Here is a 25,614-nt window from a genome sequence, read left to right on the forward strand (position 1 = left end):
GTAGGAAGTACCTGTGGGTTCTGTTGAAAGCGCTACACAGTTATTTTATAAATGTCATAAAATTTCAAAGAAAAGGGAGATGTTTGGAATGTCAGGAATTATTCGCGTAACACCAGCTGAGTTAGATGCTATGGCTTCTCGCTACAACCATGAATCAGGGGAGGTTGCTTCACAAATTGGTCGCCTAGATGGCATGATCGGTGAATTACAATCGATGTGGGAAGGTTCTTCTAGTGCTGCATTCGCTGAGCAATATGAAAGACTAAAACCTCATTTCAATGAAATGCGTGAATTATTAAGTGAAGTAGGTATTCAATTAAGCCGCGCTGGTCAAGCACTACAAGATGCAGATCAACAAGTTGCTAGTCAAATTCGTGGATAATTTATCAGTTAGCTTGTAAAAAGTAGGGCGTCATTCCCGCACAGGAAGGCGCTTTTTCCTTAATTGGGGTGAAAAAAGTGTATATAGAAATTACTGTCGATCTTTCTAAATACGATGGAAAAATCATCGATTTAAGACTTTCCGATTATTATACAATGAAAAAAATGATTGATATTGCCTGGCAGGCCAGTTCTATTTCAAAAAATCCACGCGAAGGTCATTGGGTGCGCGTTGTGAATAAAGATAAAATATTCCCTGGACATTTGACGTTAGCCCATTGCGGTATAACGACAGGTGATCGAATTGAAATTATTTGATAGGAGCTATAAAGATGGTCAATCATTCACATACATACTTGAAAAACCGAATCGGTGCGGAAATTAATGAAGAACCCTCTAAAACTACTTTTGTCTTTCAGAAAGAGAGAGTTGGGTTTAAACGAACAGAAGAGATTATTTTTTTAAAAGAAGTTAATCCAAAAATAAAAAAAGACATAGTCATAACCGACGATGAATTAATTATACAAGCAGATATTCCCGCATCCTTTAAGAGATATGATGCTATCCATGTGGAGGATGAAAAGTCTAGGTGGATGTTTGCATACCAATTAGTGGAAAAGGTATATTCACATCCATACCCGCGCTTAAATTTAATTGTTTCTCCGGAAAACATTATATATAGCAAAGGGATGGATCCGAGTTTTCTTTATTTTGGAGTTTTAGGTAGTTTACCACCCTTTGAAACAAATGATGAGCGGGTCTGGTTAGAAACAAAAGCCGTAGTTGCAGCCGCAATAGACGGCTCTTTCACATTTGAGGAGTATTTAAAGTATTCAGAGATTTTGGAATTGAAGGATCTAGGCTCTACGATTATGACGATGAAGGAAAGTGACTCACTACTCAACTATATAAGTCAGCAAATGGAGCTATTAGAACAAAAAGAACTAGAAAATGTGAAGCTTCCTCGAAAGAAATGGAAATTAACTAAGTGGTTATCGATTGGGTTAGGTGTACTTATTATTCCTGCTATTGTATTTGCAATTATTTACTTCGTACATGAAAAGCCAAAAAACGAAGCCTTTATCGATAGTCAAATGTCATTCCTCGGTCAAAACTACAGCCAAGTAGTAACAATATTAAGCCCTTATAGCGTTAAGTCCATGCCGTTTATCGTGCTGTATGAACTTGCCTATTCCTCCGTTACAAATGAACGCTTAGATGAAGAACAAAAGAAAAATGTACTTTCTAATATTACCTTGCAAACGGATCCTGATTATTTAAAGTATTGGATTTATCTCGGACGTGGTGAGGCAGAAAATGCTGTGGATATCGCTAGAGCAATGGAAGATGGAGAGTTAATCACGTATGGTCTGTTGAAATTAAGAGAAGAAGTGAAGGCAGATAAAGATTTAACTGGTGAAGAAATGCAAGAAAAGTTAAATGAAATAGATCAAGAAGTAGCGGAATATGAGAAGTTAATGGAAGAAATAGAAGAACAAGAACAACAAGCAATAGAACAACAGAAACAGCAAGAACAAGAAAAAGAAGAACTAAAGAAAAAGGAAAAAGAAGAACAAGCACTGGAACAAAAACAAAAGGAACAACAAGAACTAGAGCAAAAACAAAAGGAACAACAAGATCAGCAAAAAACGGAACAACCAAAGTAATAGCAAACAAAAATATTGCTCCCTATATAAAATTCGAAAATGAATTGAAAGAAGGTGTACCTATTGCAACAATTATGGTTGTTCTATGACGAAAACTATCAGCAAATTACAATTCCTGAAAAAGGTTTTACCGCTTTGACGATTGGTCCAGCAATTGAACATGATATAACGATTCAGACGTTCCCCTTTATAAATGGACCATTAACGTTAAAAAAAGAGGAGGATGGACTCGCCGTTTATAGCGAAGATAATTCCTTTGGAAAGTTAACAGACGATGAGGGATTGACAATTGAACAAAAGGAAAAGTCCCTCCACCTATATGCTTTTTCCACTCCGGTCTCTTCCGGAACATACTATATAGACTTTAAAAATGAAGTTTCATTTGATACCCAATTAGAAATCGCAACATTTCAAAGACTGAAAACTAGTTTTCCAAGAATAGAATCTGGACATTTTTCACTAAATCAAATCGCAGATGGATGGATTATAAAAAAAGACTTCGGGTGTCCATTATATGTTAATGGGAAATTAGTGGATTCTAACACGATTCTAGCTAACGGTGATGTGCTTCAGTGGGCTTTTATAGAGATGAAATTACTTCAAAAAGACTTAATAGAGGTAACTGCTGCAGTTCCTTATACGACGAAACTTCCTATAATTGATATTCCGGCATCTGAAATATTGCAAATGTATCCAGATTATCGTCGAACACCAAGAATGATTTATGATCTTCCAGATGACAAAGTTTCGTTAACATTTCCTACCCAAGAACCGGAGGCTTCTGGAAGAGGATTATTGCTTATTATAGCACCGCCACTTGTGATGCTTGTTGTAATGGCACTTGTAGCTATTTTCATCCCAAGAGGAATTTTCGTCATTATTTCTATTACTATGTTTTTAACAGTATTAGTTACCTCTACCGTTCAATACTTCCGAGACAAAAAGAAAGATAAGCGAAATGCGGAAAAAAGACTTCGAGTTTATACCGCGTATTTAGAGAATATGAGAGAACAGCTTTATGAATTATCCGAGAAGCAGAAGAAAGTATTGACCTACCATTTCCCCTCTTTTGAAGAAATGAAACAAATGACGGGAGACTTATCTAGTAGAATTTGGGAAAGAACGCTAGAAAGCCATGATTTTTTAGAATTCAGATTAGGAACAGGAAATGTGAAAGCTAGCTATGAAGTTAAACTATCTTCTGGAGATTTAGCAAACCGAGAAATAGATGATTTACTAGAACAAGCTCAGCGAATGGAAAAGGTTTACAAAGAAATTCCAGACGCACCAATTACAACAAAGTTATCAGAAGGCATCTTAGGTTTAACTGGCAAAGAAACCGTTATAAAGCGTGAATTACAACAAATAATTGGTCAATTGGCATTTTCACAAAGCTATCATGATACGAGATTTATCTATATTTTCAATCATGAGGAATATGCCGAAATGGAATGGATGAAATGGTTACCACATTTTAAACTGCCACATATGCATGCAAGAGGTTTTATACATAACGAAGAAACGAGAGATCAATTATTATCTTCGTTATATGAAATTATTCGTGAGCGAGATACTGACGTTCAAAAGGGTAAAACAATATTTGCCCCCCATTTAGTTTTCTTCGTGTCAGATTATTCCCTGCTTGCTGAGCATGTCATCTTAGAATACTTAGAAAGCCAGCATACAAAAGACCTTGGCATAACTGTTGTTTTCGCAGAATCTGCGCAGGAACGAATGACCGAAAATGTTCATACGCTCATTCGATATGTAAATGAACGAGAAGGAGATATCCTCATTGAGGCAGGAAAGGCTGTTAATATTCCTTTTTATTTAGATGAATTTGATGCTTCGACTAATGAAAGGTTTACACGAATGCTTCGAACATTGAATCACCAAGTAGGCATTAAAAACTCGATTCCAAACTCGGTAGGTTTCCTAGAGATGTTTGGTGTGAAAGATGTAGAGGATGTACCAATAGCACGAAATTGGACATTGAATGAGTCAGCAAAATCACTTGCAGTTCCAATTGGTTTCAAAGGGAAGAATGAACTTGTTGCATTGAATTTGCATGAGAAGGCGCATGGTCCCCATGGATTGTTAGCGGGGACAACTGGTTCAGGTAAAAGTGAATTTTTACAGACATATATTTTATCGCTTGCAGTCCATTATCATCCCCATGAAGTAGCTTTCTTATTAATCGACTATAAAGGTGGAGGAATGGCTCAACCTTTCAAGCATATTCCCCATCTTTTGGGGACAATTACGAATATAGAAGGTAGTAAAAACTTTAGTATGCGAGCACTTGCATCTATAAATAGTGAGCTCAAACGAAGACAACGTCTATTTGATCAATATGGTGTGTCGCATATTGATGATTACACAACCTTGTATAAAGAAGGAAAGGCAATGGAACCTCTTCCTCATCTATTCCTTATTTCGGATGAATTTGCAGAGTTAAAACGAGAGGAACCAGATTTTATACGAGAGCTTGTGAGTACGGCTCGAATTGGGCGAAGTTTAGGGGTACATCTTATATTGGCTACTCAAAAGCCCGGCGGTATTATTGACGAACAGATTTGGAGTAATGCGAGATTTCGAGTTGCACTAAAGGTTCAGGATGCATCGGATAGTAAAGAAATCCTGAAGAACGGAGATGCGGCTACGATTACTGTAACTGGACGTGGTTATTTGCAAGTTGGAAATAATGAAGTGTATGAGCTATTTCAATCTGCATGGAGTGGGGCTCCTTACAAGGAGGAAGTTTTAGAGGGTGAAGACGATGTGGCACTTATCACAGATCTTGGTTTATATCCACTTTCTGGTATTGCGACAAACGTGAAAAAGAAATCTAGTGGCTTGACAGAAATGGAGGCAGTTACTGCTAAAATTGCTAAGATAACTAGTGATTTGAATATCCAAAAGGTGGCTAGTCCTTGGTTGGAGCCGTTACCTTTGCGTCTTGAAAAACAACACGAGGTAACTACTATTCAACCAGGGTTCCCTGTAGGAATGATTGATGAACCAGAAAAGCAAAGTCAGTCATCAATTGCCTATAACTGGACAAAGGATGGAAATCTTGGCGTGTTCGGTTCCTCAGGGTATGGGAAATCATATACATTACTTACAACTATATTGGGACTTGCGGAAAATCTTTCTCCAGAAGAAGCAAATTTTTACTTGCTTGATTATGGAAATGGCTCGCTACTTCCTCTCAGACAGCTCCCTCATACTGCTGATTATTTCACGATAGATGAAGAGTTAAAAAGAGAAAAACTAGTGAAGCTTATGAAAGAAGAAATCACCAAAAGAAAGGTTACTTTCCAACAATCAGAGGTTAGTAACATTCATATGTACAATAATTTATCGACGGAAAAGTTACCTCTTCTATATATAGCCGTTGATAATTATGATATTGTCCGTGAGGAAATGGAAGAATTGGAAGCGCAACTAATTCAATTTGGTCGAGATGGTCAATCGCTTGGAATTTACCTGTTTGTGGCTGCAACAAGAGTTCAATCCGTTCGACAGTCCTTAATGAATAATTTAAAAACTAAAATTGTTCATTATTTAATGGATGCAACGGAATCATTTACAGTAATCGGACGAGTACCATTTGACCTAGAACCTTTCCCGGGTAGAGCAATTCTAAAGAAAGAAGATGCCTACTTTACTCAAATATACTTGCCAGCTAGTGGGGCAGATGACTATGAAGTATTAGAATCTATTAAGAATAAAGTAAGTAATTTAAGAGCGCAATATAAGGAAGGAACACATCCGTTACCAATTCCAATGCTTCCACTAGAGCTATCAGCTTCAAGTTTCTCTTTCTACTTGGATGGAAAGATAAAGAATGGAATCGTACCAATTGGATTGGATGAGGATACAGTTCTTCCAATTACCATCGACTTTAAGAAAAATCGTCATTGTCTACTCATAGGGCAAGTCCAAAGAGGGAAGACCAATACGATCACATTGATGCTTCACACACTATTAGAACAGAAAACAGGGTTTATCTCTATATTTGATTCGTTTGACAGAGGATTATCCAAATTTACTGCTTATGAATCCATTGATTATCTGGAAACGAAAGAGAATTTAGTGGAATGGATTACTCGGACCGAGCAATATTATGCGGAAGTAGAACGGGACTATCTCGAAAGTATTCAACAAGGGAATCCAGGAGAAATCACGCTTTCTTATTTCATCATCGATGGCTATACAAGATTCCTGCAAGTAGCTGATATTACCATACAGGACAGACTAGCGAAATTGATGAAACGATACGGTCACTTAGGATTTAATGTCATCGTGTCTGGGAATAACGCTGAAATTACGAAGGGCTATGATGCCTTTACGAATGAGTTGAAGCTTGTTAGACAGGCGCTCGTCTACATGAAAAAGTCAGAGCAGACTTTGTTTACAGTTGCATATGAACGAAAAGAAGCAGAGCTTCCACTTGGATTTGCACATTATATTTTAAATGGGAATGCCATTAAAGTTAAAATCCCTTTAAGTGAGTTGGAGAGGACGAACGTACAATGAAATCAAATAAAAATATCAGACTATTAAAATATGGTGTTGGAATTCTATTAATACTAGCTATTCCTATTATCTTTTTCCAACTGATGGGCGTTAATATTCTCGATTTGAATAACTCGAACAAGCGCACTATTGCAATCGTAAATGAAGATATGGGATTAACAAAAGATGCAGAACAAGTACAAATGGGTGTCGAAGTAGTCTCTATTTTAGCAGAGGACTCAGATTTTGGTTGGAAAGTAATGGGACGTGGTGCGGCAGAAAATGGGTTAAAGTCTAACCAATACGATGCCATTGTTTATATTCCTTCCAATTTCTCGGAAAATATAATGTCTTATGATGAACAAAATCCGAAAAAAGCAGAGTTTGCCTATCAAGTTCAGCGTCAGAAAACGGGATTGCGTAAGGAACAGGTTTTACATGAAATAGAAGTAGCAACAGACCGCGTAAATGATAAAATTTCCACTTTATACTGGAGCTATATAGCGCAGGAAATGAATCATATTAAAAAAGAGTTTACGAGCATTTTAGGAAAAGAAACAGAATTCCTTAGTTCCATGTCTGCTTATTATAAGCCTGAGTCGGAAACATTAGCTGAACAGATGCAAACGCAAAAAGACCAAATGGCAGCATTGCAAACGACAATCGGATCAGCAAATAATGCACATAATAGTCGAATTGAAAATGCAGATGCATTCGGATTACAGATGAATAACTTCATCACCTATATTCAGCAGTATAAAGAATTTCAAAATACACAAAGGCAAATACTACAACAAGTACAGGATGACAGCTTGGCAAAAATTCACGCAACAGCAGCAACACAGGCTGAACAATTTAATCAGTCCGTGCAAATGTTAGAAGAAAGTAATAACAATATAAATGAAGAAATTCAAAAAGTGAATCATGTTATCGATACAAATAAAGAAAAATTTAATGAATTATCCGAACTACGTAAAAATGAAGTGGATCGTCAACTGGCAGATTTACTAGTAGTACAGGGAACTGCAATCGATCGCTACAACAATACAATCTTAGATAGTTTAGAGAAAGGCATAGAAGCAGGGAAAAGTGGAAATGCAGTTCTTGCAGCAGCTTCCATAGGAACAGAGCCGAACCAATTTACTTCTATTAAAGAACAACTGGAGAAAAAAGCTGCGGACAAAGCTTCTGTTGTTCTACCTGGTTTAGAAGAACAGCGTGTGAAAGTGGATAATATATTAACAGGGTTAACCTCTTTAAAAACAAAAGTGGCTGAAACGGATCCTGCATCGGCTTTTATAAGTGAAATTGATATCCTTCAAGCAGAATTAGGCTCGATTACAGCAGCTTTATCAGAAAGAGAAGATACATGGGCTAATACAAACCAAACCGGAACGACTGACTATACACAAGCTTCTGAAGAGTATGTAAAACTATTGGAAAACTATAACTCTATTTATAGGGAATACGAGTCTATACAACAAATTATAAATACTTACCCAACTGATACTGCACGTATTGGAATGGAAATAATGCAAAAAGAAAATGATTTGCTTGCTAACCCTAACGTTTCAAAAAATCAAAAAGATAGATTACAAGAACTATTTGATAAGGGAGCAGCTAAAACAGATACTAGTTCTTTGCTATCCTACTATGCTACTTTAGAGCAATTTGAATTTACTCTCAATGAAGGTGGAGGTAGTGCAAATAAGGATGCTATTCTAAAGGATGAAATTTTAACAGCGTTGTTGAAAAATGTGGTAAATATTAATGAATTGGAGTTAGAGGGTTGGACTTCAGTTGAAGAAAGTATTCCAGAAACAGAACTAGGAATGTCTGATTTAAGTACAACATTTGCAGCAATCATGTCTGGTTACAAAGAAACTGCGGAACAACAGCATGCTTCTTTGATCAGCGAACTAAATTCTATCGATGAACAAGCAAATGTCTTACTTGCTCAAATTCAGAATCCAGCGAATATGATTCCATCTGGAGAACCGGTGGCAAATACCTCTGAAGGGCAAGTAATGGCTGGTCAACAAAATGTCACTTCTCAGCTTGTAACATTAAGTGGAATGATTCAATCTTTATCGCAAAAACAAAGCAGTTTAGTAGATTATGCCAATGATTTAACTGTGAAAGCAGACAATATAAAAGAGACATCTAATGAATTCAGTGGTAAATGGGATACGAATGTAAATGCTATGTCTGTTTTTGATAATGATATTCAAGAGTTTTTAGCTAACACGTATGTAGATGGTCAGGAAAATGGATATGCATTTAATCACTTTGTGAATCCATTGGAAGTAAAAGGCGAAGCAGCTGTTTCGGATGAAATGGAAAAAGTTCCGCCTGTAATTTTATTTATCATTCTACTAATCAGTAGTTTATTAATCGGTTATTTCTCTTATCAGATAAAAGAAGGACCTATTGGACTCCAGTTAGCTCTGACTGCTCTATTGTCTATACTTGTTGGTCTGATTATCAGTTTCTACAGTATCTATATGTATATTTTAAATGACCACCGTGCACTAGAATGGACAATCTTTACTATTCTTTTATTGCTTGCTGGCGCAGCTATCATTCGTGCTGCATTAGAGTTCGGACAATCCGTTGGGTGGCTAGCTAGTGTGGCTTTGATGTGTTTATACATTATTCCATTATTAATACTTGCTGTACCTGATATTAATATACCTGATGTCTTGTCTACCGTTTATATGTCTATCAAATATGAACCTGAAACTAGCTTTATGTGGGGAGCAGTGATTACAGCAGTTATCGCTATAGCAATGCTTGCTACTACTTACTTTATGAGTACTAATAAATCAAAAGCATCTGTGGCAGATGAAGCGTATGAGAGCTAAATACCGGTTCATCCTCCCACTGTTAGTATTAATGTTTATAGGAACTAGCTTTATCGTTGTTGCAGAAGAACCTAAAGAAGCAAAAGACTTGGATCCCTTGATTTATGAAAAACTAGAATTTAAGAAAAATACCGATTATCTACATGACAAGCAAAAAACAGAGATGAAAAATACAATTCCTGAAAAGCAATTTGATATATACTTTGACGGGAGAAATAAGCTTCCTAATCGAGGAGACACATCCTTTTTGTTTCATACAGCTGAGCGCGGGGAAAAAAGTACCGTAACTGCGAAATCTTCAGAGCTAAAATTATTTTCTAGCTCTGATACAAAGAAACTAGAATTATCAGCTGCCGAAATGAAGGAAGAGAAATCTTCAAATAATAGCGTAAGAACTATCCTATTTTTCGGAATAATAGCGCTAGGTGTTCTGATGTTATTTGTCATTCTATTACCAAGGCTAGTCAATGCTAATGATTCCAAAATAATTGCAAAATGAATTAGGAGGTAATGTATATGCTTGGTCATTATTATGCACTCTTAGCAAAAAAGAGAGAAGATTTGCAGAGATTAATAACATGTCAGTCTTCTTTGCAGGGGAAACAATCTGAATATAATACGAATGAACACAAATGTTTGGAACCGGAACTAACATCCACTACTTGGCAAGGGAATCACGCAAATAAGTTTGACGATATACGGGAATCTGGCATTCACACTAGTTATGTAGATATATCGGGAACTCAATTTTCTAATGTATTTAGTGCTATTTCCGCGAAAATTAGTGAATTGAATGCAGAAATTATATCGATTCAACAGATTATCGCCAATATTGAGGCAGAACAAGCAAGGCAAGCTCAAGCGAAAGCATACTAACTTGCAAGGGGGAGAAATGTTATGTCTACAGAAGTTAAAATCGTCTATGCAGATGTAGAAAATCAGCTTGGAGAAATGACTGGTGCAGTTAATCTACTCAATCCAAAAGCAGAACCACCTATTAGTGGAAATACCCTAGATGTTGTTACAAAATTTAATGAGTTATCCTTAAAATTGGATCAATTACTTGTAAAATATCAAACATTGTCGACTGGAAATATTCAAACAACTTCTGCTTCTATTGACTTTATGGAAGAGTCCGATCAAAAAATATCAGCAGCGATGCAATGCACAGTAAATGGAACTAGTGTGGTGGCGAGATGAAAACACTAAGCATACAACCATTTCATGAGGGACTTCAAGGGAATATTAATATGCTGTCAAGACTAGAAGGGGAAATTAATGCGATTCAAACTGCGGTTCAAGGCTTAGTTATGATGGAGGAAACGCTTAAAGGAGAAGGTGGTAATGCAATAAGATCATTCTATAATGATTGCCATCTCCCCTTTCTACATTTCTTTTTAACATTTAAAGGCCTATTTAATACGACCCTTACTACGATGAATTCCGCCTTGGATACTTTAGAACCAGATGCTAATGGCTATATTCGACAAGCATATCTGGAAGGAGAAGTAGAAGATGGGCTAAACGAAATTTCTCAAGTAACCACTAGTTTAACGGACGAATCCAATAGTATTATCAATTCTGTTTCCGATATAGTTCCACTGCCACATTTAGACGATAGTGGTGTGCAAGAAGGTGTAACTAGCGCTAAAACATCTAGAAATAATACGGTTTCAGATTTAAATGAATTCGATTTGTCTCAAACCAATGCACTGCTTCTTATAGAGGCAGCCATGTTAAATATGGAAGCATGGCTAACAGATATGGAGTATTTAATGGAAGAAGGATTAACGGATGTTAACTTCCCAGCCGATAGTTGGAACTCAGTGCAAGATGCAACGCCGATTGGTCAATTTTATTTGCAGCATCAAATAGACATGTTGGCCTCAAATCCACGAGTAGAAGAAAATGGTGTGGAAGTGTCAGCCCCTGCTTATACAGAAAAGAGTTTATGGGAAGGTATTATGTCCACTGTTGGTGTTAATATTAATGATTGGAAAGAAAAACCTACTAATGCAGCAGCTAGTTTATTAGCATTTTCTTCCTCTGGGCATGTAGCCTATAAAGATGTTAGGTTAGCTTCTAAAGGCTTCGGCATAAAAAGAGAGACAAGAGTAACGAAACAAGGTGTCTCCAAACCAGTTCTAAAACTTGACGAACCTCAATTAATAAAAGTAAAAAATAAAACCTATTCTGGGGCTAATGCGACAAACTATGAAAAGATTTTCAAAAGAGTTGACCCAGCGACAAATGTAAAAGTCGCATTTCGCTATTCTACCAATAAGCTTGGATATGTTGGTGTATTTGCTACAGTAGGCGGAGATATTATTCATGGTGTACAAAACAACGAATCAGCTAGTCAAATAGCTGGTAATGTAACTGGAGATGTAGCGGTAGCTGGTGTTTCTATTGGAGCTTCCGCTTGGCTCGGAGCGCAAACAGGTGCAGCTGCCGGAGCGTTAGGAGGACCAGTTGGAGTAGTAGCAGGTGCTGTAGTGGGGTTAGCTGTTGGTGTAATCGTAACCACGGCTATGAATGAAGTAAAAATATTTGATGTAAATAATGATGGACAAAAAGATTCTATAGGAGATGCGATTAAGATAGGAACTAAAGGGCTAATCGACTCTGTATCTTCTTGGTTCAAATAGTTAGGAGAGAATTCTAATCGAAAAAGATAAAATGGACAAAATTTTTTCATCGTATTTAAAATTTGAATCACCAACACGAAATAAACAGAGTATTATTGGTGATTTTATTGTACTGTTATATTTAATAGGGATTCTACCGATTTTAGGAGTTCCTTTCTCGCTGCCATTTTTCTTAGCAGCTATTATTCCAGCCATAATGATAACGTTATGGGGAATGGTTTATATAGTGGACCCTTATAAAAATGAAAAGAGCTATTATTTGTTTTTAGGGGTGTATGGTATTGTCAATACATACGTTTTTTTCATTCTTGTACAGAAACTGTTGTACGTTAATATTGGAGCATCAGGACCAGCAGCATTCATATTCAGCTTATTACTATTTATATTATTAATATTTGGAATGAATTGGATGAATTGGAAGGCACTTTATAGCGGTACTTATTATAAGCTTCAGCAAAAAACAAAAATCCCTGTTGGCTGGGCAGCTCTATCAGGAGTTTCATATGTATTGGGACAGTTTATCTTATCACTTATCTATACTGACTCCGGTATAAGTATACTAATCATTGTCTGTCTTTCGATAATATCACTATATCCAGCGTTCTTATCAATTAATATTCATCGATATTTTTTCATTAAAAAAAATATGGACAAAGTAAAGCAAATGTTTCCGGAGTTTGGATTACCAAAGGATGAGAGGTATACGAAAAAGAAGAAAAAGAAGAAAAAGAAAAAGAGGAACAATAACAATAAAAAAAATAATCTGGAGTTGTAGTTAGAAGAGAATTCCAATAGAAATAAAGAAAGAAGGGAAAATAATGATTCCCACATTTACAGTGCAAGATATTTTTGTAATGATGCAAACGTTAAATACGAAAACTTTAATAGGATTCTCTAATCCCTTCGAACATCTAACAAAGTATGAAGTGGAAAGAGAGTGGGAGAAAACCTATAAAAAACTTCATAAGTTAAATCTAATTGACTTAGTCAATAAGGAAATAAAATTAGAAGAAAACTTTGGAGACGCTCTTTGGATCATGTCACGTACTAATATGGTTGTCGAGATTATAAAAGATGGGGCTCAAAAAAGTTATTTTTATTTTAGTAAAGACCATGTAGTGGAATGCAAAGAAAAAGATGACAGTGAATATACATTATATGTACATGGAACACCGGACCATGTTTGGAATAATGTCATTTATCCTCGAATGCTTGTAGGTGTAGAGAAGCAGTCTGCTAGTGAGGGTGAAACAATCCTTTTACCTAGTTCTTCCTATAATTCGTGGGTAAAAGCACGTTCGATAACGGATGTACAGAGCCTAGAATCTATCAATTCGGGTGAGATTTGGAAGAGTGTTAGTAGTCAGTTGGATGCTGCATTAAAAAGTATGGTACATAATAATCGATTAATGGTATTTTTTAAAGAGGATAATCATTGGGTTATCGAAGGAATGCATGTGTTGACTTCACCTAGAAATAATTGGACATTCAAAATGGTGAAAAAAGACAATAAAGAGTTATTGGAAGGAAAACAAAGTTCCAATTTGGAAATTGTTTCAGAAATCTTAGATGTGTTAGTAAGGATGCAAAATCAAAAAACAACACTTTATAAGTGATGTAGAGAAATCAAGCACCTTTTCGCAAGTTGAAAAGAGTGCTTGTTGTCTATGGAGTAATATTTGTTTTATTCTTTTATGTATTATATTAACCCTCCAACAATACTAATAATAATTCTTTTGAGTGGGGAGTGTATCAATGGCTTGTAAGCTGAGTGAACAGGATTTTGAAGTCCTAAAAGAGCCTCTTAAATCAGGAAGACAGTCACCTGGTTCAATAGCTGGAGCACTATTTTTAACTATATTTCTACAGGGAATTTTATTTTCATTAGAGTATTTCTTTGTAGGAGTTAACACTACCTATCCATATAAAGATGAAATACTTTCAGTTCATTTATGGATAACTGGTGTATTAATTTTGTTTTCTCTTCTTTATTCTATTCCTGCAATATATAAAAGAAGCGACAAAATGCAGTATTTTATTTCCATTTTAGTATCACAAAATTTATTTTCTGTTAGCTTTTTAATCTGTGCATTATTTTTGATAGGAAATGACGATGGAAGTGGAACAAAGGAAAGCTCAGAATCTCTACTAAACTTTACCTATGTAACGCTTGGAATTGGGCTGTTGGTCTTCGTCCTCACATGTATTCGTTTCTATATTTTGTTACAAAGAGGGGAGTATAGAAAAGGATCAAAAAAAGAAGAACTTCGTGGACGGTTTGAAGTGAAATCATATATACCTGCCGCTACTGTTGCAGGTACAGGCTTGGTTTTTGTCATACAATATATTGCTAGATTATCTACACTCAATGATTTAAATATGATCATTTTCATTTTTATAGGTATAGGTTTATTTTTTACTATGTTATTTGTATTGCCAGAACAATTGGTGATATTATATTGTAAAATTCGTTTTCAAAGTTTTAACTTCAATGAACGAGGTTATCTAAAGTAGAATACTATTAAATATTAGTTAGGGAAATCAGGCGCTTTTTTGTGTAATTAATCAAAGTTCCTGATCTCTCTAAAGTAGAACTTCTTATGTATTTTCATGAAGTATTTTGACATTTAATTTTTCTAATTGCGCTAGGTTGATTGTATAGCTGTTTTCGGTCTCTACAAATATTCCGCCATCAACTTTATTTCTTTCAGCTGTACGGATATCTGTATTCGTTTCGAATATCAGATTATTACCACCTTTAAATTTCAGGTAAAATTTATACTTTTTCAATTCACCAGTATTACGCAATATTCTCCCTCCTTTAACGGAGTATAGCATTTGTCTATCTAAAGGTTAATAGATAAAAGATAGTTTTATTGGGTATATAGTTTATGAGACTTAATGAGGATACCTTTCTTATAGAATAAATTAGGTGATATTACTTAAGTAGTATATAATGAAGGGATGCTGAAAATACTGAATTAGAGAATATAAAGGAGTTTGATCATATGGGAAACAATACAATAAAAACGGAATTACCAGAGAATTATGAAGAACTAAAAAAGGCAGCTAATCGTACTGCAAGCTGGAAATCGCGTTACGATGCAGTAGTTGAATTAGGGAAGTATAACCATAGTCAAGTGAAGGATATATTAAGAACAAGACTTGCAAATGATCCGGTATATAAAGTACAAGAGGCTGCTTTCCAAAGTTTATTGGATTTTGGAGAAGAAGCACAATTACCAAAGCGCAAAAAGTTTGAGTTAGTTAAAGGAGCAAACAAAGTGTTTGTTCGCGTTAAAAAGAGTTTGCCTAAAGACCATACATTTGAAGAGTTTTTAACAAAGTTAAAGAGAATGCGTATTGATGTATATGATACGTATGAAGGTGACAAAGGCGATGAATTCAAAACTTGGTTAGAAAACGAATGGTCTAACTTAAAATAATTTTAAATACAAAAAAGCAATTGTCTTCATAGGCAATTGCTTTTTTCGTGCATATAAATTTATTATTTATACTTCTGAATTAAGTTAAATTCGGTAATAAGATTAAGTTTTTATAGAAAATAATTTAGTAAATAATAAGTATAAGTAATAATAATCCTTATTAGATTGACAGTTAATAGGGTAGCGCATATATTTTAAATAGATAGTTAGTAATGATTGGAGAGAATATCATGGGGAAATTATGGGATACACCTGAGAAGCTGCGTACATTGCTATGTGAATTGGTTAGTTGGGATAGTATTACTTTAACAGAAGGTGAAAGAGCATTTGCACCAAAATTAGTGAATAAGTTAGGGGAACTTCGCTATTTTCAAGACCGTCCGAGTTTATTACAAATGCATGATGCGGGTCTAGGAAGACAAGTAGTGACGGCATTATATAAACATCCTGAGGCGACCGAAACAGTTGTATTGATCAGTCATTTTGATACAGTTCAGACGGAAGAGTACGGAGTATTACAGCCGCTTGCGTATTTCCCTGAAGAGTTAACAAAAAGATTGATGGAAAACCCGGAAGAGTTACCAGAAAGTGCTCGTGCGGATTTGGAGACTGGTAAATATTTGTTTGGTCGCGGTACGATGGATATGAAGATGGGTCTTGCCTTACATATGCAGTTGATAGAAAAAGCAAGTGTCGAGGAGTGGCCGATTAATCTTATTTTGACAACGGTTCCAGATGAAGAAGTCAATTCTGCTGGTATGCGTGCTGCTGTTACACATTTAGTCCGAATACGGGAGGAATTCAACTTAACTTATAAGCTATTTTTAAATAGTGAACCTTCCTTTTCTCAAAATCCTACTGATATTGCAGAATATATTTATACAGGGACGATAGGCAAAATTATGCCTGCTGCTTTGTTTTATGGGAAGGAAACACATGTTGGGGAACCTATGAAAGGTATGACTGCCAATTATATTGCATCTTTCTTAACACAACGTATGGAATGGAATGATTTATTCCGGGAAACAGATCTTGGAGAAAGTACGCCGTTACCTGTTTCATTGCAGCAAAAGGATTTAAAATTATCTTATTCTACCCAAACACCGTATCGTGCCGTTGCATTATACAATGTGTTTTTACTAAAACGTACTGCATCGGAAGTAATGGATCTGTTTGAGGAAGTAACAGAAGGTGCCATGAAGGCATTGAATGAAAGTTATTCCATGATTTGTGAGCGTGAACAAGTAACAGGTGTGGGACAAGTGAAAGTTATACGTTATGCAGAACTATTAGCATACGCAAATAAAAAGTTGGGCATCGAACAAGTGGAACAGCTTAAAGCACAAACACTTTCTAATGAGGAGTGGGATGATAGAGAAAAATCACTTCGTATCGTAGATGATCTGATGATCCAGTGTCAAGAGCTTGCACCGGCAACAGTAATCCTATTCGCGCCACCTTATTATCCGGCAGTGAACACATCAGATAATCCAGTGATAAAAGATGCAGTAGAATTGATGCAGCAAGCAGGCCGATCGTTTAACAACAAAATTGATCAAATACATTATTTCAATGGAATTTCCGATTTAAGTTATGTCAATTACGTGGATGACGGCAAAGGTTGGACCGCATTTGAAAAAAATACACCTGTTTGGGGAGATACTTATGATATTCCTTTTAACGATATGGCGAAGCTAAAAGCACCTGTTTTGAATGTTGGACCATTCGGTAAAGATGCGCACCAAAAAACCGAGAGACTTCATGTTGACAGTGCATTTGTGGAGATGCCCGAAATGCTAGAAAAATTGTTGAAGAGTTTGTATTAAGAATACAAAAAAGACTTCCCCCAAAAAAGGAAGTATAAGACTGTAGACAAACTCAATTTTAGGTGTATAGAGTTGAATATTAAACTCGGCAAGAACCACCACTTCGCTTTCCGTGGGCTTGGCTTCAGCCTCCTCGTCACTACGAAAACATATGCTCCTGCGGTTACTCGTCGCAAAGACATTGGTCAAACAAAGTTCGACCAATGTCTTTCCTGCGGGGTCTTCAGCTCAAGCTTTTCCCACTGGAGTCTTCGTGGTGGACCTTGCCTTATAAACAGTTCCAATAGAGTATTCAATATCTTACTTTTAATAGGATGAATAAACATCCTTAGGAACATTTATTATTATTCATAACCGTTTATAAAAATACCTTTGTCGTCAAGAGACATCCTAAAAAAGGAAGTCTTTTTTATTTGCACTTGTTAGCTGATTACTTTCGGATATAAGATACGTGTATGCTATCGCTACAAATTTACTCACAAAAGAGATTATTTACTTTCGAAACGAAAAAAACTGTTATATTTATGACTGGTGGCTAATTTGCTAATTGTATAACTTATTAGACTTTTTTGTATTTTAATAATATTTTGTTTATAAATATGTTGAATATATTGGTTTTTTTGGAGATAATGAAACTAATAATTTTTTACGATAGGAGTAATTGGATGGAAATAACAATAAGAACTAATTTAGAACATAAAAATAGAGCAAATGATTATGTGCATGAAGTATTCGAACTAGTCAAGAATAGAAATCAAGGGGAAAAGGAATTTTTACAGGCAGCACGAGAAATCTTTGATTCACTACGACCTGTATTTCTAAAGCATCCCGAATATATACATAATGGCATTTTAGAACGCATAACGGAACCTGATCGAGTTATTACGTTTCGTGTTGCATGGGAAGATGACACTGGAAAAGTCCAGGTAAACCGTGGTTTCCGCGTCCAATTTAATAATAGCTTGGGGCCATATAAGGGAGGAATCCGTTTTCATCCAACGGTAAATAGTAGTATTATGAAATTTTTAGCTTTCGAGCAGACATTTAAAAATGCTTTGACCGGACAACCGATAGGGGCAGGTAAAGGTGGATCGGATTTCAATCCTAAAGGGAAGTCGGAACGTGAGATTATGAGATTTACCCAAAGCTTCATCACCGAGTTAAGCAAATATATCGGACCTGATATGGATGTTCCGGCTGGAGATATCGGTGTTGGAAAAAGAGAGATTGGTTATATGTTCGGTCAGTATAATCGTTTAAAAGGTGGTTACGAGGCAGGAGTGTTCACCGGAAAAGATCCAAACCACGGTGGGAGTCTAGGTCGTAAAGAGGCTACAGGTTATGGGACAGTCTATTTTGTAGAAGAAATGTTGAATGCAAAAAACGATACCTTTGAAGGAAAAAAAGTAGTCGTTTCCGGATCTGGGAATGTTGCAATATATGCTATGGAGAAAGCTATAGAGCTTGGTGCAGTGGTATTAGCGTGTAGTGATTCAAGTGGATATATTTATGATCCTCAGGGGATTGACGTAGAGACGGTTAAACAGTTAAAAGAGTTGGATAGTAAGAGAATTCAGGAATATATAAAGACTCATCCAAATGCAGTCTATCATGACGGCTGCACAGACATTTGGTCAGTAGCCTGTGACATTGCATTACCTTGCGCCACACAAAATGAAATGGAAAAAGAAGATGCTTTGTTGTTAATAGAAAATGGAGTAAAAGCAGTAGGGGAAGGTGCTAATATGCCTTGCACCGAGGATGCAATTCTTGCCTTCCAGGCAAATGGGGTATTATTTGCTCCAGCTAAAGCAGCAAATGCTGGCGGCGTTGCAGTTTCCGCAATGGAAATGTCACAAAATAGCATGCGCTTATCGTGGACTGTGGAAGAAGTAGATGAAAAACTGAAACAGGTAATGAAGAATATATATACAAGTTGTTATAGTGCTGCAGAAAGTTACGGCCATCCAGGTAATCTGGTTATAGGAGCTAATATTGCTGGTTTCCTTAAAGTAGCGGACGCAATGGTAGCACATGGCATTCATTAATCAAAACAAAAAGGGGCAACTCGAATAGAGTGTTGCTCCTTTTGCATATTTAGCATTGGTTATTACTATGACAATAAAAATAGTTGTGGTTAATGTAGTAATAAGACCTTTCGGAAATCGGATATTATTATTCAACGATGGATGGAGGAATTAGATATATTGCTTAACGCTATAAGAAATAAAGAAAAGGTTGGTCTCGACAAAGTCGCGACCAACCTCTTTAAAAACCTTACGGAAAACCTGATTAAAGCTTAAATTTATTAACAATCTGATTTAATTGATGTGCAATATCATTTGTCTCGTTTGAACGAAGGGCAATCTCATCAATGGAAGCAGTTGTTTCTTCTGTTGCTGCTGAAATGGATGTAGTAACTTGCTCAATTTCTCTTATCGATTCCGTAAGTTGCGTGATTAACTCAACAACCTGTTTTGAATTATCCGCTTCTATTGTTGTCAGCTCTGAAATCATTGAAATCTCTTCAACTGTAATGGCAACGGCTGTAGAAATATCACTTAATGATTGAGAGGTCTGAAGAACAGTAGAAGAGCCTGTTTCGATTAACTTTGTACTTTCTTCAGTAGATTCTACTACTAACTTAATACTCTCTGTAATGTCTTTTATAATTGTTTCTACTTGATCAACTTCGTTATTGGATTGTTCAGCTAGTTTTCTTACCTCCTCAGCGACTACAGCGAAGCCTTTTCCATGCTCACCTGCACGAGCTGCCTCAATCGAAGCATTAAGTGCCAGTAAATTGGTTTGTGCTGCAATTGCTGAAATGGATCCAGTAATTTGTTGAATCTGTTTTGTTGCCTCATTTAGACGGCCAATTGTTTCACTTGTTTCAATAGAAGCAGTTTTGATTTTATCCATATCATGACTAATCTCACTTGCACGTGTCAGACCTTCCTTGGCGGTGTCCATAGTTGTTTTGGAATTTATGACCGTTGAATCTGCTCGATCTTTTGAAACTTGTAAACCTTGTGCGAGATTTTGCAAGATTTCGGATGAACGTTCTGCAGTAATCGTACCATCAGATACCGATGCGGCAGTTTCACTCATATTTGTAGATACTTGATGAACAGCATCCTTCATCTCATTAAGAGAGATAGAGTTATTCTGGACATTATTCGTTAATTGTACAGATGTCGTTTGAATGGTTCCTATAATTTCTCTTAGATTCGACGCTAATGTATTTAATGTTTTACTTAAATCTCCAACCTCGTCTTTACTAGTAAAGTTGGTGTCCTCGACTGTTAAATTTCCTTTTGCAATTTCGCCAGCGTGTGCAATAAGTGCTGAAAGTGGTTTTGTTTTTCTTCTTATTAAATATAAAGTAATTAATGATGCTAAAATCAGTGGAATCAAACTAAGAAGTATTCCCTTACTAACTACGTCCCATGTACGATCTGATACAATAGATGCATCAAAATCAATAACACTTATAGCGATAATATCCTTTGAAGGATCATGATCTTCAAAAATAGGTGCATATCCAGATAGTCTTTCTAAGTCAGCAAATTCATAAGCCTCTGAATAAGTAGAATGTTGCATTTCTACTAGCATTGCAACAGCTTCTTTATCTATGTAAAACTGATCTCCGGCTTTGAACCCATCTTCTTTTAAATTGTCATCCATAGCGAGTAGTTTACCATCTAAATCTATAATGTACTGCGTTTCAAAGATTTCTTTATGAGCAGTAGTCCAATTTAGTTGTTCCCCAACACTTTTAATTGCTGAAGTATCTCCTGCTAGAATCTTTTTAACATCATCCGGTTGGATTAACCCAGTTGTGATATTGGCACATCCATATGCCTCAATACCTGCTGCTTTATATAACTCGTTATAAGCAGTGTTGTACGTGGCAACGGAAGTGATTAATAGCATAGAAGCAATTATACCAACAATGATCATTCCTAGATGAACTGTTAAATTATTTTTCATTTTAAACTCTCTCCTGTCTAACTTTCCAACTTATATAACATTTATAACATAATAATAGGAATAAAGATATAGCAATATAAGCGTAATTAATGCGTAAATGTGACTAATTACCTTCCATTTTAATTTAATAAGATAATTCTTTGTCTTTTTAACAGGTGAACTATTATAGGAAACCAAGACTTAATTTATAAATTGATTTAGAAAAAGTTGAATCTATTATAATCGAAATGACATAAACTCTGTAATATTATTGTTACACAACTGTAAAGGTAGTTTTGTTTGAAAGGTGTTAGTATGGGTATAGAGAAATTTTCAGACATGAAAATAAATTTTAAAATCACATCTTTGGGGGAACATAAATTTTGACTTCTTTGTTTAAAAAAATCATTACAATCTTTAGTTTAACTGTAGTTTTAGCCGCGGGAACATTTGCAGGAAATACAGAAGCAGCAAGCACTGTAGCATCCAATGAAATAGTATCGAGTGCGAAAAGTTTAGTAGGAATTAAATATCGTTATGGTGGAACAACGAAGGCTGGTTTTGATTGTTCAGGTTATATCGGTTATGTTTACAAAAGTAAGGGAGTTAACTTACCAAGAACAGCAGCAGGAATGTACAACTCAGGGAAAACAGTAAAAAAAGCAAATTTAGCAGTAGGAGACTTAGTGTTCTTTAACACATCTGGTAAAGGCGTATCTCATGTTGGAATGTACATAGGTAGCAATAAATTTATTCATGCTTCAACTTCTAAAGGCGTTCGAGTAGATAAGTTAAATGATCCTTATTACTGGGGAAAAAAATATGTTGGTGCTAAAAGAGTAGCAACTGTTACAGTAGCAAAAAAATAATCAAAAATTATACAATCGTTCCGGCAAATGCTGGAACGGTTTTTATGACTTTTTAAGAACTTTGGAATCTCTTGAATAGTTCTTTCATAGTTTAGGGCTAGTCAAATTTAATAATAATAATAAAATCCCCTTCGTTACTAACTAATTCAGTAACGGAGGGGATTTTTCATTCATATAGGTAAGTATGTTGAAACGGAAATCATCGGTATCACTAAATGTGCTCCTACTCTAATTCTCAATTAAAATAGAACATATCATCACGATAATTTTGTTTTAAATCAGATTCTAAGAAATTTAAATAGCGAACTAGAAGCTGAGAAGCTTTACCTCTAGTCAAAACTTCATTTGCATTAATACGATTTTTCTTATCTGGATCAATTAAACCAAGTTCACTAGCTATATAAATACTATCTTTAGCTTGTTTTGGAATTTTATTGTCATCAATGAATTTAGTTTTATACCCAGGAATAGGTGCACGACCTTCCAAGCCTAGAGAACGTACAATAATTGTAACGGCTTCTGCGCGTGTGATAGAATCATTTGCACCAAAACTAACTTTGTTCTTGGGACTGACAATTCCTTTATCTAAGGCACTTTCAATATAACCATAGTTTAAATCTTTAACATCTAGGTCATTAAATAATGGTTTTTTTGTAGTTTTTTTCTTCGTTGTTTTTTCTTCAAGTACCCGTAAATCTACCGCTTTAGCAACGCCTATTGTAAAGAGATCCTTTTTCATAGCAGCATCAGGTGAGAAGAAATTGCTTGATTCATCAAGAATACCTAATGAATAAAGTTTTTCGATATTGGGCTTGGACCAATGTTTTGCAATATCACGGAACTTTGGAACTATCAGACGCTCTATAGTTGGAGACTTTTGCTTACTTAATTTAATTGTACCGCTGCCAACGTAGTAAGGAAAACTATAATCATATTCTGAAATAATATCGGAAGTGCTGACCACAGAGTTTCCACCAACAAAGCTTGAAAGAGAAGGAAGATGAGTTTCATAATTTAGCTCTTTCGATTTACTGTCGGATACTTTACTAGTAACAAAGCCAGTACCGGATGGAGTCACAATTTCATAATCTATAAATTGAGTATCTGTTGATCCCCAAAAGTTTTTATAACCAACATTTTCACCTGTAATATGAACTGTTATCTCTTCTTTTATGTTATTTTTACCACTTTTATAATTTTTAAGGTAAATCTTTCTTGCGATAATATTTCCTGAATAGTAGTCAGTAGCAGGACGATTATCTATTACTGAACCTTGAGAGAATTGGTAGTCATCTAATGTGAAAGTAGTCTTGTCTGACATAGTTACTTTTTCACTGTAACTTTTTACTGTTGTATTTGATGTTGTTTGGCTTTTCACTATATGCTTGGTTAAATCAGAAACGTATACAACATTACGAGTCAGTTTATCACCTGCACTGTTAGCCAACGTAAATTTATATGTCGATGTCAGAGTATCTTTGTTTTCCTTTTCAGTTACAGTTGCTTTACCTGTAAATTTGATGGGATAACCAGTTAAGAAAAATACTTCTTCATATTCATATTCATCCATTACCCCACCATTATATTCGGGTACTTTCGCACTTGCTATGGGTGCGATGGCAGTTAACATTAGTATAATTACGAGTAAAGTGATAGAAAGTCTTTTGGTAAATTTATTCATTGAGTTTAATTCCTTCTTTCCTAAAACTATCCTTTTAAACTGTTTAAGTTAGTCGACTAAAATAAGATGTGCTTGTGAATAAAATGAATCGTGAATGATAAATAACCGATCATTTTCTTGAATTTCAAGGGAAGAGATAACTTTTCCTTCTTTGATAAAAGTAGTATTAGATGTATTTAAAGAGTTATAATAATCATACTTTTGCCAACTACCTGCGTTAAAATAACTAACATTGTTTAGACTTAGCCAATTATAAGATGAACTATTTAAGCGACCAGTTAAAAATGTTGTAGCTGGGCCATAAGTAGAACCAATAATTCTAGCTGCTACGACATGATTATCTTTTACGTAGAAATAAGCATATTTGCCGGTGCTATTTTTAAAGTCTGTAGTTAAACTATTTCCATTCTCTACAACAACAGAGTCATTACCAAATTTTAAGTTGGTTAAGCTCTGAGAATACCAATAATTATTTGTTAATAGATTTGTATTATTGAGTAGTAGTTGATAGGTTCCAACGGTATTAATTTGTCCAAAGTAGACAGAGTGATTGGATATATTGGGACTTTGGAAGCCGTTATTGTTAATATGAATGACATTGGCGTATTGATGTGTTGTCGTTCCGTTTGTGATTACATAAGCATCCCCGAAGGTTAATGCACTTGCATCAACTAAGCGGCCGTTACGAATGATTATTGTGCCGTCATGATAAGGAATATTTTTTGTGCTAGCTAAACTAATTCTCTTATTACTTGTATCAACGCTACTTAAATTCTCGTGTAAAGTTCGTTCACTCGTTTGTTTGATAATAATCTTTTGAATTATTTCTTCACCAGACTTCTCGGTTGTAACAAAGTATACTTCGTTATTTACATATTTATGAAGTTCATTAGGGTCAACTTTTTTATTTCCTGCGTAAATAGGGGTTTTAGCGGTAAAAGATTTGGATGTAATATTTCCTTTGTTATAGGATGATAATTGCCATTTCCAATTTAAAAATAGCATTTCATCTTTAATAACTAATTTCTTTTGTTTGGAATTTAGCTGCTGAATTGTTCCTTTATATAACTGTTCGACTTTAATACCATCCACAACAATTTCAATAGAAGAAAGCTTATCAGTTCCATCATTTTCTAGATAGAGTTTAACTCGATCTCCTTCATACAAAACACTTAAGTCTACAAGTTTATTCTCTTTGGAAATTTCTGTTTCTACGTCAATGTAATACTTAGCCTGTTGTCTATTTTTTAAGTTGAGAGTAATATACTGACCTTTAAGATCTATATTATTTATAGTTCCAGTAACATTACGACCAATTGAACTAGACTCACCTTGATCAATGGTAGTAAGTCCATTTAATTCTTGAACTTTTCGTAAATTTACGGATGCTTCAATCCACATACCTTCTTTGAAAGCACCAACAGTAGTTGGGGTAGAATTGACAAACAGAGGTACGTATTCATCGATATTTAGTGTGATGGTTTTACCTTCATCGTTCACTAAAGTAATTTTTGCTAATTGTTTTTCTGAAGTTTTATCTTCTAAAGTTATTTCATCATATGTAAAATTGACGAAACTTCCACTTATAAGAGAAGAAGCTTGCGTAGGTGACACGTTCGTAAAGCAGCTTACGATTAAAATTGTTAACAACATTATGTATGTAGTAGATTTGGACACCAATATACCTCCTTAGAATTTTATTTAGACCTACATATTTTATCGGTTAATAGTAATTATTT

At 35.3% G+C, this 25,614-nt stretch carries 20 protein-coding genes; 16 read left to right on the forward strand and 4 right to left on the reverse strand.

Annotated elements, in window-relative coordinates:
• The first annotated feature begins 88 nt into the window (after window positions 1-88).
• From MKX53_RS03980 to MKX53_RS04035, 12 genes are all read left to right on the forward strand, one after another.
• Window positions 89-382 carry a WXG100 family type VII secretion target gene (locus MKX53_RS03980; RefSeq protein WP_090565261.1) on the forward strand — a complete coding sequence of 98 codons (294 nt, stop codon included), beginning with the start codon at window positions 89-91 and terminating at the stop codon, window positions 380-382.
• A gap of 77 nt (window positions 383-459) precedes the next feature.
• Window positions 460-699 (forward strand): EsaB/YukD family protein, encoded by a 240-nt coding sequence (locus MKX53_RS03985; RefSeq protein WP_093537215.1) that lies wholly within the window; start codon window positions 460-462, stop codon window positions 697-699.
• Window positions 700-713: 14 nt separating this feature from the next.
• Window positions 714-2,048 (forward strand): type VII secretion protein EssB, encoded by a 1,335-nt coding sequence (essB, locus tag MKX53_RS03990; protein ID WP_340909296.1) that lies wholly within the window; start codon window positions 714-716, stop codon window positions 2,046-2,048.
• 63 nt (window positions 2,049-2,111) lie between these two features.
• Window positions 2,112-6,590 (forward strand): type VII secretion protein EssC, encoded by a 4,479-nt coding sequence (gene essC, locus MKX53_RS03995; RefSeq protein WP_340909298.1) that lies wholly within the window; start codon window positions 2,112-2,114, stop codon window positions 6,588-6,590.
• Window positions 6,587-9,433, forward strand: a complete 2,847-nt coding sequence (gene esaA, locus MKX53_RS04000; protein ID WP_340909300.1) for a type VII secretion protein EsaA — start codon at window positions 6,587-6,589, stop codon at window positions 9,431-9,433. The genes essC and esaA overlap by 4 nt, the downstream gene beginning before the upstream one ends.
• Complete coding sequence (gene essA, locus MKX53_RS04005) at window positions 9,423-9,932, forward strand: type VII secretion protein EssA (protein WP_340909303.1); 510 nt, start codon at window positions 9,423-9,425, stop codon at window positions 9,930-9,932. The genes esaA and essA overlap by 11 nt, the downstream gene beginning before the upstream one ends.
• A gap of 17 nt (window positions 9,933-9,949) precedes the next feature.
• The gene (locus MKX53_RS04010; protein ID WP_340909306.1) at window positions 9,950-10,309 is read left to right on the forward strand and encodes a YwqH-like family protein; all 360 of its coding nucleotides are present in this window, start codon (window positions 9,950-9,952) and stop codon (window positions 10,307-10,309) included.
• 21 nt (window positions 10,310-10,330) lie between these two features.
• On the forward strand, window positions 10,331-10,633 hold the full coding sequence (locus MKX53_RS04015) for a YwqI/YxiC family protein (protein WP_093537221.1): 303 nt from the start codon (window positions 10,331-10,333) through the stop codon (window positions 10,631-10,633).
• On the forward strand, window positions 10,630-12,081 hold the full coding sequence (locus MKX53_RS04020) for a ribonuclease YeeF family protein (protein ID WP_340909309.1): 1,452 nt from the start codon (window positions 10,630-10,632) through the stop codon (window positions 12,079-12,081). Before MKX53_RS04015 ends, MKX53_RS04020 begins: the two co-directional genes overlap by 4 nt.
• A 31-nt stretch (window positions 12,082-12,112) precedes the next feature.
• Entirely contained in the window at window positions 12,113-12,856 is a 744-nt protein-coding gene (locus MKX53_RS04025; protein WP_340909313.1) for a hypothetical protein, read from the forward strand.
• 43 nt (window positions 12,857-12,899) lie between these two features.
• On the forward strand, window positions 12,900-13,697 hold the full coding sequence (locus MKX53_RS04030; protein ID WP_340909315.1) for a hypothetical protein: 798 nt from the start codon (window positions 12,900-12,902) through the stop codon (window positions 13,695-13,697).
• Window positions 13,698-13,836: 139 nt separating this feature from the next.
• Window positions 13,837-14,595, forward strand: coding sequence for a hypothetical protein (locus tag MKX53_RS04035; RefSeq protein WP_340909317.1), 759 nt, complete (start codon window positions 13,837-13,839; stop codon window positions 14,593-14,595).
• Window positions 14,596-14,679: 84 nt separating this feature from the next.
• Here MKX53_RS04035 and MKX53_RS04040 read toward each other — a convergent pair whose 3' ends face one another.
• Complete coding sequence (locus tag MKX53_RS04040) at window positions 14,680-14,889, reverse strand: hypothetical protein (protein WP_093537227.1); 210 nt, start codon at window positions 14,887-14,889, stop codon at window positions 14,680-14,682.
• 200 nt (window positions 14,890-15,089) lie between these two features.
• Here MKX53_RS04040 and MKX53_RS04045 point away from each other — a divergent pair, with 200 nt between their 5' ends.
• From MKX53_RS04045 to gdhA, 3 genes are all read left to right on the forward strand, one after another.
• Complete coding sequence (locus MKX53_RS04045; RefSeq protein WP_093537228.1) at window positions 15,090-15,527, forward strand: HEAT repeat domain-containing protein; 438 nt, start codon at window positions 15,090-15,092, stop codon at window positions 15,525-15,527.
• Window positions 15,528-15,757: 230 nt separating this feature from the next.
• A complete protein-coding gene (locus tag MKX53_RS04050) occupies window positions 15,758-17,353 on the forward strand; it encodes a M20/M25/M40 family metallo-hydrolase (protein WP_340909319.1) in 1,596 nt (531 codons plus the stop codon).
• A gap of 665 nt (window positions 17,354-18,018) precedes the next feature.
• Entirely contained in the window at window positions 18,019-19,401 is a 1,383-nt protein-coding gene (gdhA, locus tag MKX53_RS04055) for an NADP-specific glutamate dehydrogenase (RefSeq protein WP_340909321.1), read from the forward strand.
• Between the two features lie 244 nt (window positions 19,402-19,645).
• On the opposite strand, the gene MKX53_RS04060 is transcribed toward gdhA, so the two are convergent.
• Entirely contained in the window at window positions 19,646-21,346 is a 1,701-nt protein-coding gene (locus MKX53_RS04060) for a methyl-accepting chemotaxis protein (RefSeq protein ID WP_340909323.1), read from the reverse strand.
• A 362-nt stretch (window positions 21,347-21,708) separates the two neighbouring features.
• Between MKX53_RS04060 and MKX53_RS04065 the strand changes: the two genes are divergently transcribed.
• Window positions 21,709-22,194 (forward strand): C40 family peptidase, encoded by a 486-nt coding sequence (locus MKX53_RS04065; RefSeq protein WP_245762690.1) that lies wholly within the window; start codon window positions 21,709-21,711, stop codon window positions 22,192-22,194.
• A 235-nt stretch (window positions 22,195-22,429) separates the two neighbouring features.
• Here the strand turns inward: MKX53_RS04065 and MKX53_RS04070 are convergent, their stop codons facing one another.
• Entirely contained in the window at window positions 22,430-23,875 is a 1,446-nt protein-coding gene (locus MKX53_RS04070) for an S-layer homology domain-containing protein (protein WP_340909326.1), read from the reverse strand.
• A 48-nt stretch (window positions 23,876-23,923) separates the two neighbouring features.
• A complete protein-coding gene (locus tag MKX53_RS04075) occupies window positions 23,924-25,552 on the reverse strand; it encodes a hypothetical protein (protein WP_340909329.1) in 1,629 nt (542 codons plus the stop codon).
• Window positions 25,553-25,614 lie beyond the last annotated feature (62 nt).

Origin of the sequence: Psychrobacillus sp. FSL K6-4615, from assembly GCF_038008225.1 — a bacterium.
Taxonomy (GTDB): domain Bacteria; phylum Bacillota; class Bacilli; order Bacillales_A; family Planococcaceae; genus Psychrobacillus; species Psychrobacillus psychrotolerans.

Excerpts from the sequence above, each read along its gene's own strand:
- MKX53_RS03980 (WP_090565261.1), top strand. The coding sequence starts at position 89 with ATGTCAGGAATTATTCGCGTAACACCAGCTGAGTTAGATGCTATGGCT.
- essB (WP_340909296.1), top strand. The coding sequence starts at position 714 with ATGGTCAATCATTCACATACATACTTGAAAAACCGAATCGGTGCGGAA.
- esaA (WP_340909300.1), top strand. The coding sequence starts at position 6,587 with ATGAAATCAAATAAAAATATCAGACTATTAAAATATGGTGTTGGAATT.
- essA (WP_340909303.1), top strand. The coding sequence starts at position 9,423 with ATGAGAGCTAAATACCGGTTCATCCTCCCACTGTTAGTATTAATGTTT.
- MKX53_RS04010 (WP_340909306.1), top strand. The coding sequence starts at position 9,950 with ATGCTTGGTCATTATTATGCACTCTTAGCAAAAAAGAGAGAAGATTTG.
- MKX53_RS04015 (WP_093537221.1), top strand. The coding sequence starts at position 10,331 with ATGTCTACAGAAGTTAAAATCGTCTATGCAGATGTAGAAAATCAGCTT.
- MKX53_RS04020 (WP_340909309.1), top strand. The coding sequence starts at position 10,630 with ATGAAAACACTAAGCATACAACCATTTCATGAGGGACTTCAAGGGAAT.
- MKX53_RS04025 (WP_340909313.1), top strand. The coding sequence starts at position 12,113 with ATGGACAAAATTTTTTCATCGTATTTAAAATTTGAATCACCAACACGA.
- MKX53_RS04030 (WP_340909315.1), top strand. The coding sequence starts at position 12,900 with ATGATTCCCACATTTACAGTGCAAGATATTTTTGTAATGATGCAAACG.
- MKX53_RS04035 (WP_340909317.1), top strand. The coding sequence starts at position 13,837 with ATGGCTTGTAAGCTGAGTGAACAGGATTTTGAAGTCCTAAAAGAGCCT.
- MKX53_RS04045 (WP_093537228.1), top strand. The coding sequence starts at position 15,090 with ATGGGAAACAATACAATAAAAACGGAATTACCAGAGAATTATGAAGAA.
- MKX53_RS04050 (WP_340909319.1), top strand. The coding sequence starts at position 15,758 with ATGGGGAAATTATGGGATACACCTGAGAAGCTGCGTACATTGCTATGT.
- gdhA (WP_340909321.1), top strand. The coding sequence starts at position 18,019 with ATGGAAATAACAATAAGAACTAATTTAGAACATAAAAATAGAGCAAAT.
- MKX53_RS04060 (WP_340909323.1), bottom strand. The coding sequence starts at position 21,346 with ATGAAAAATAATTTAACAGTTCATCTAGGAATGATCATTGTTGGTATA.
- MKX53_RS04070 (WP_340909326.1), bottom strand. The coding sequence starts at position 23,875 with ATGAATAAATTTACCAAAAGACTTTCTATCACTTTACTCGTAATTATA.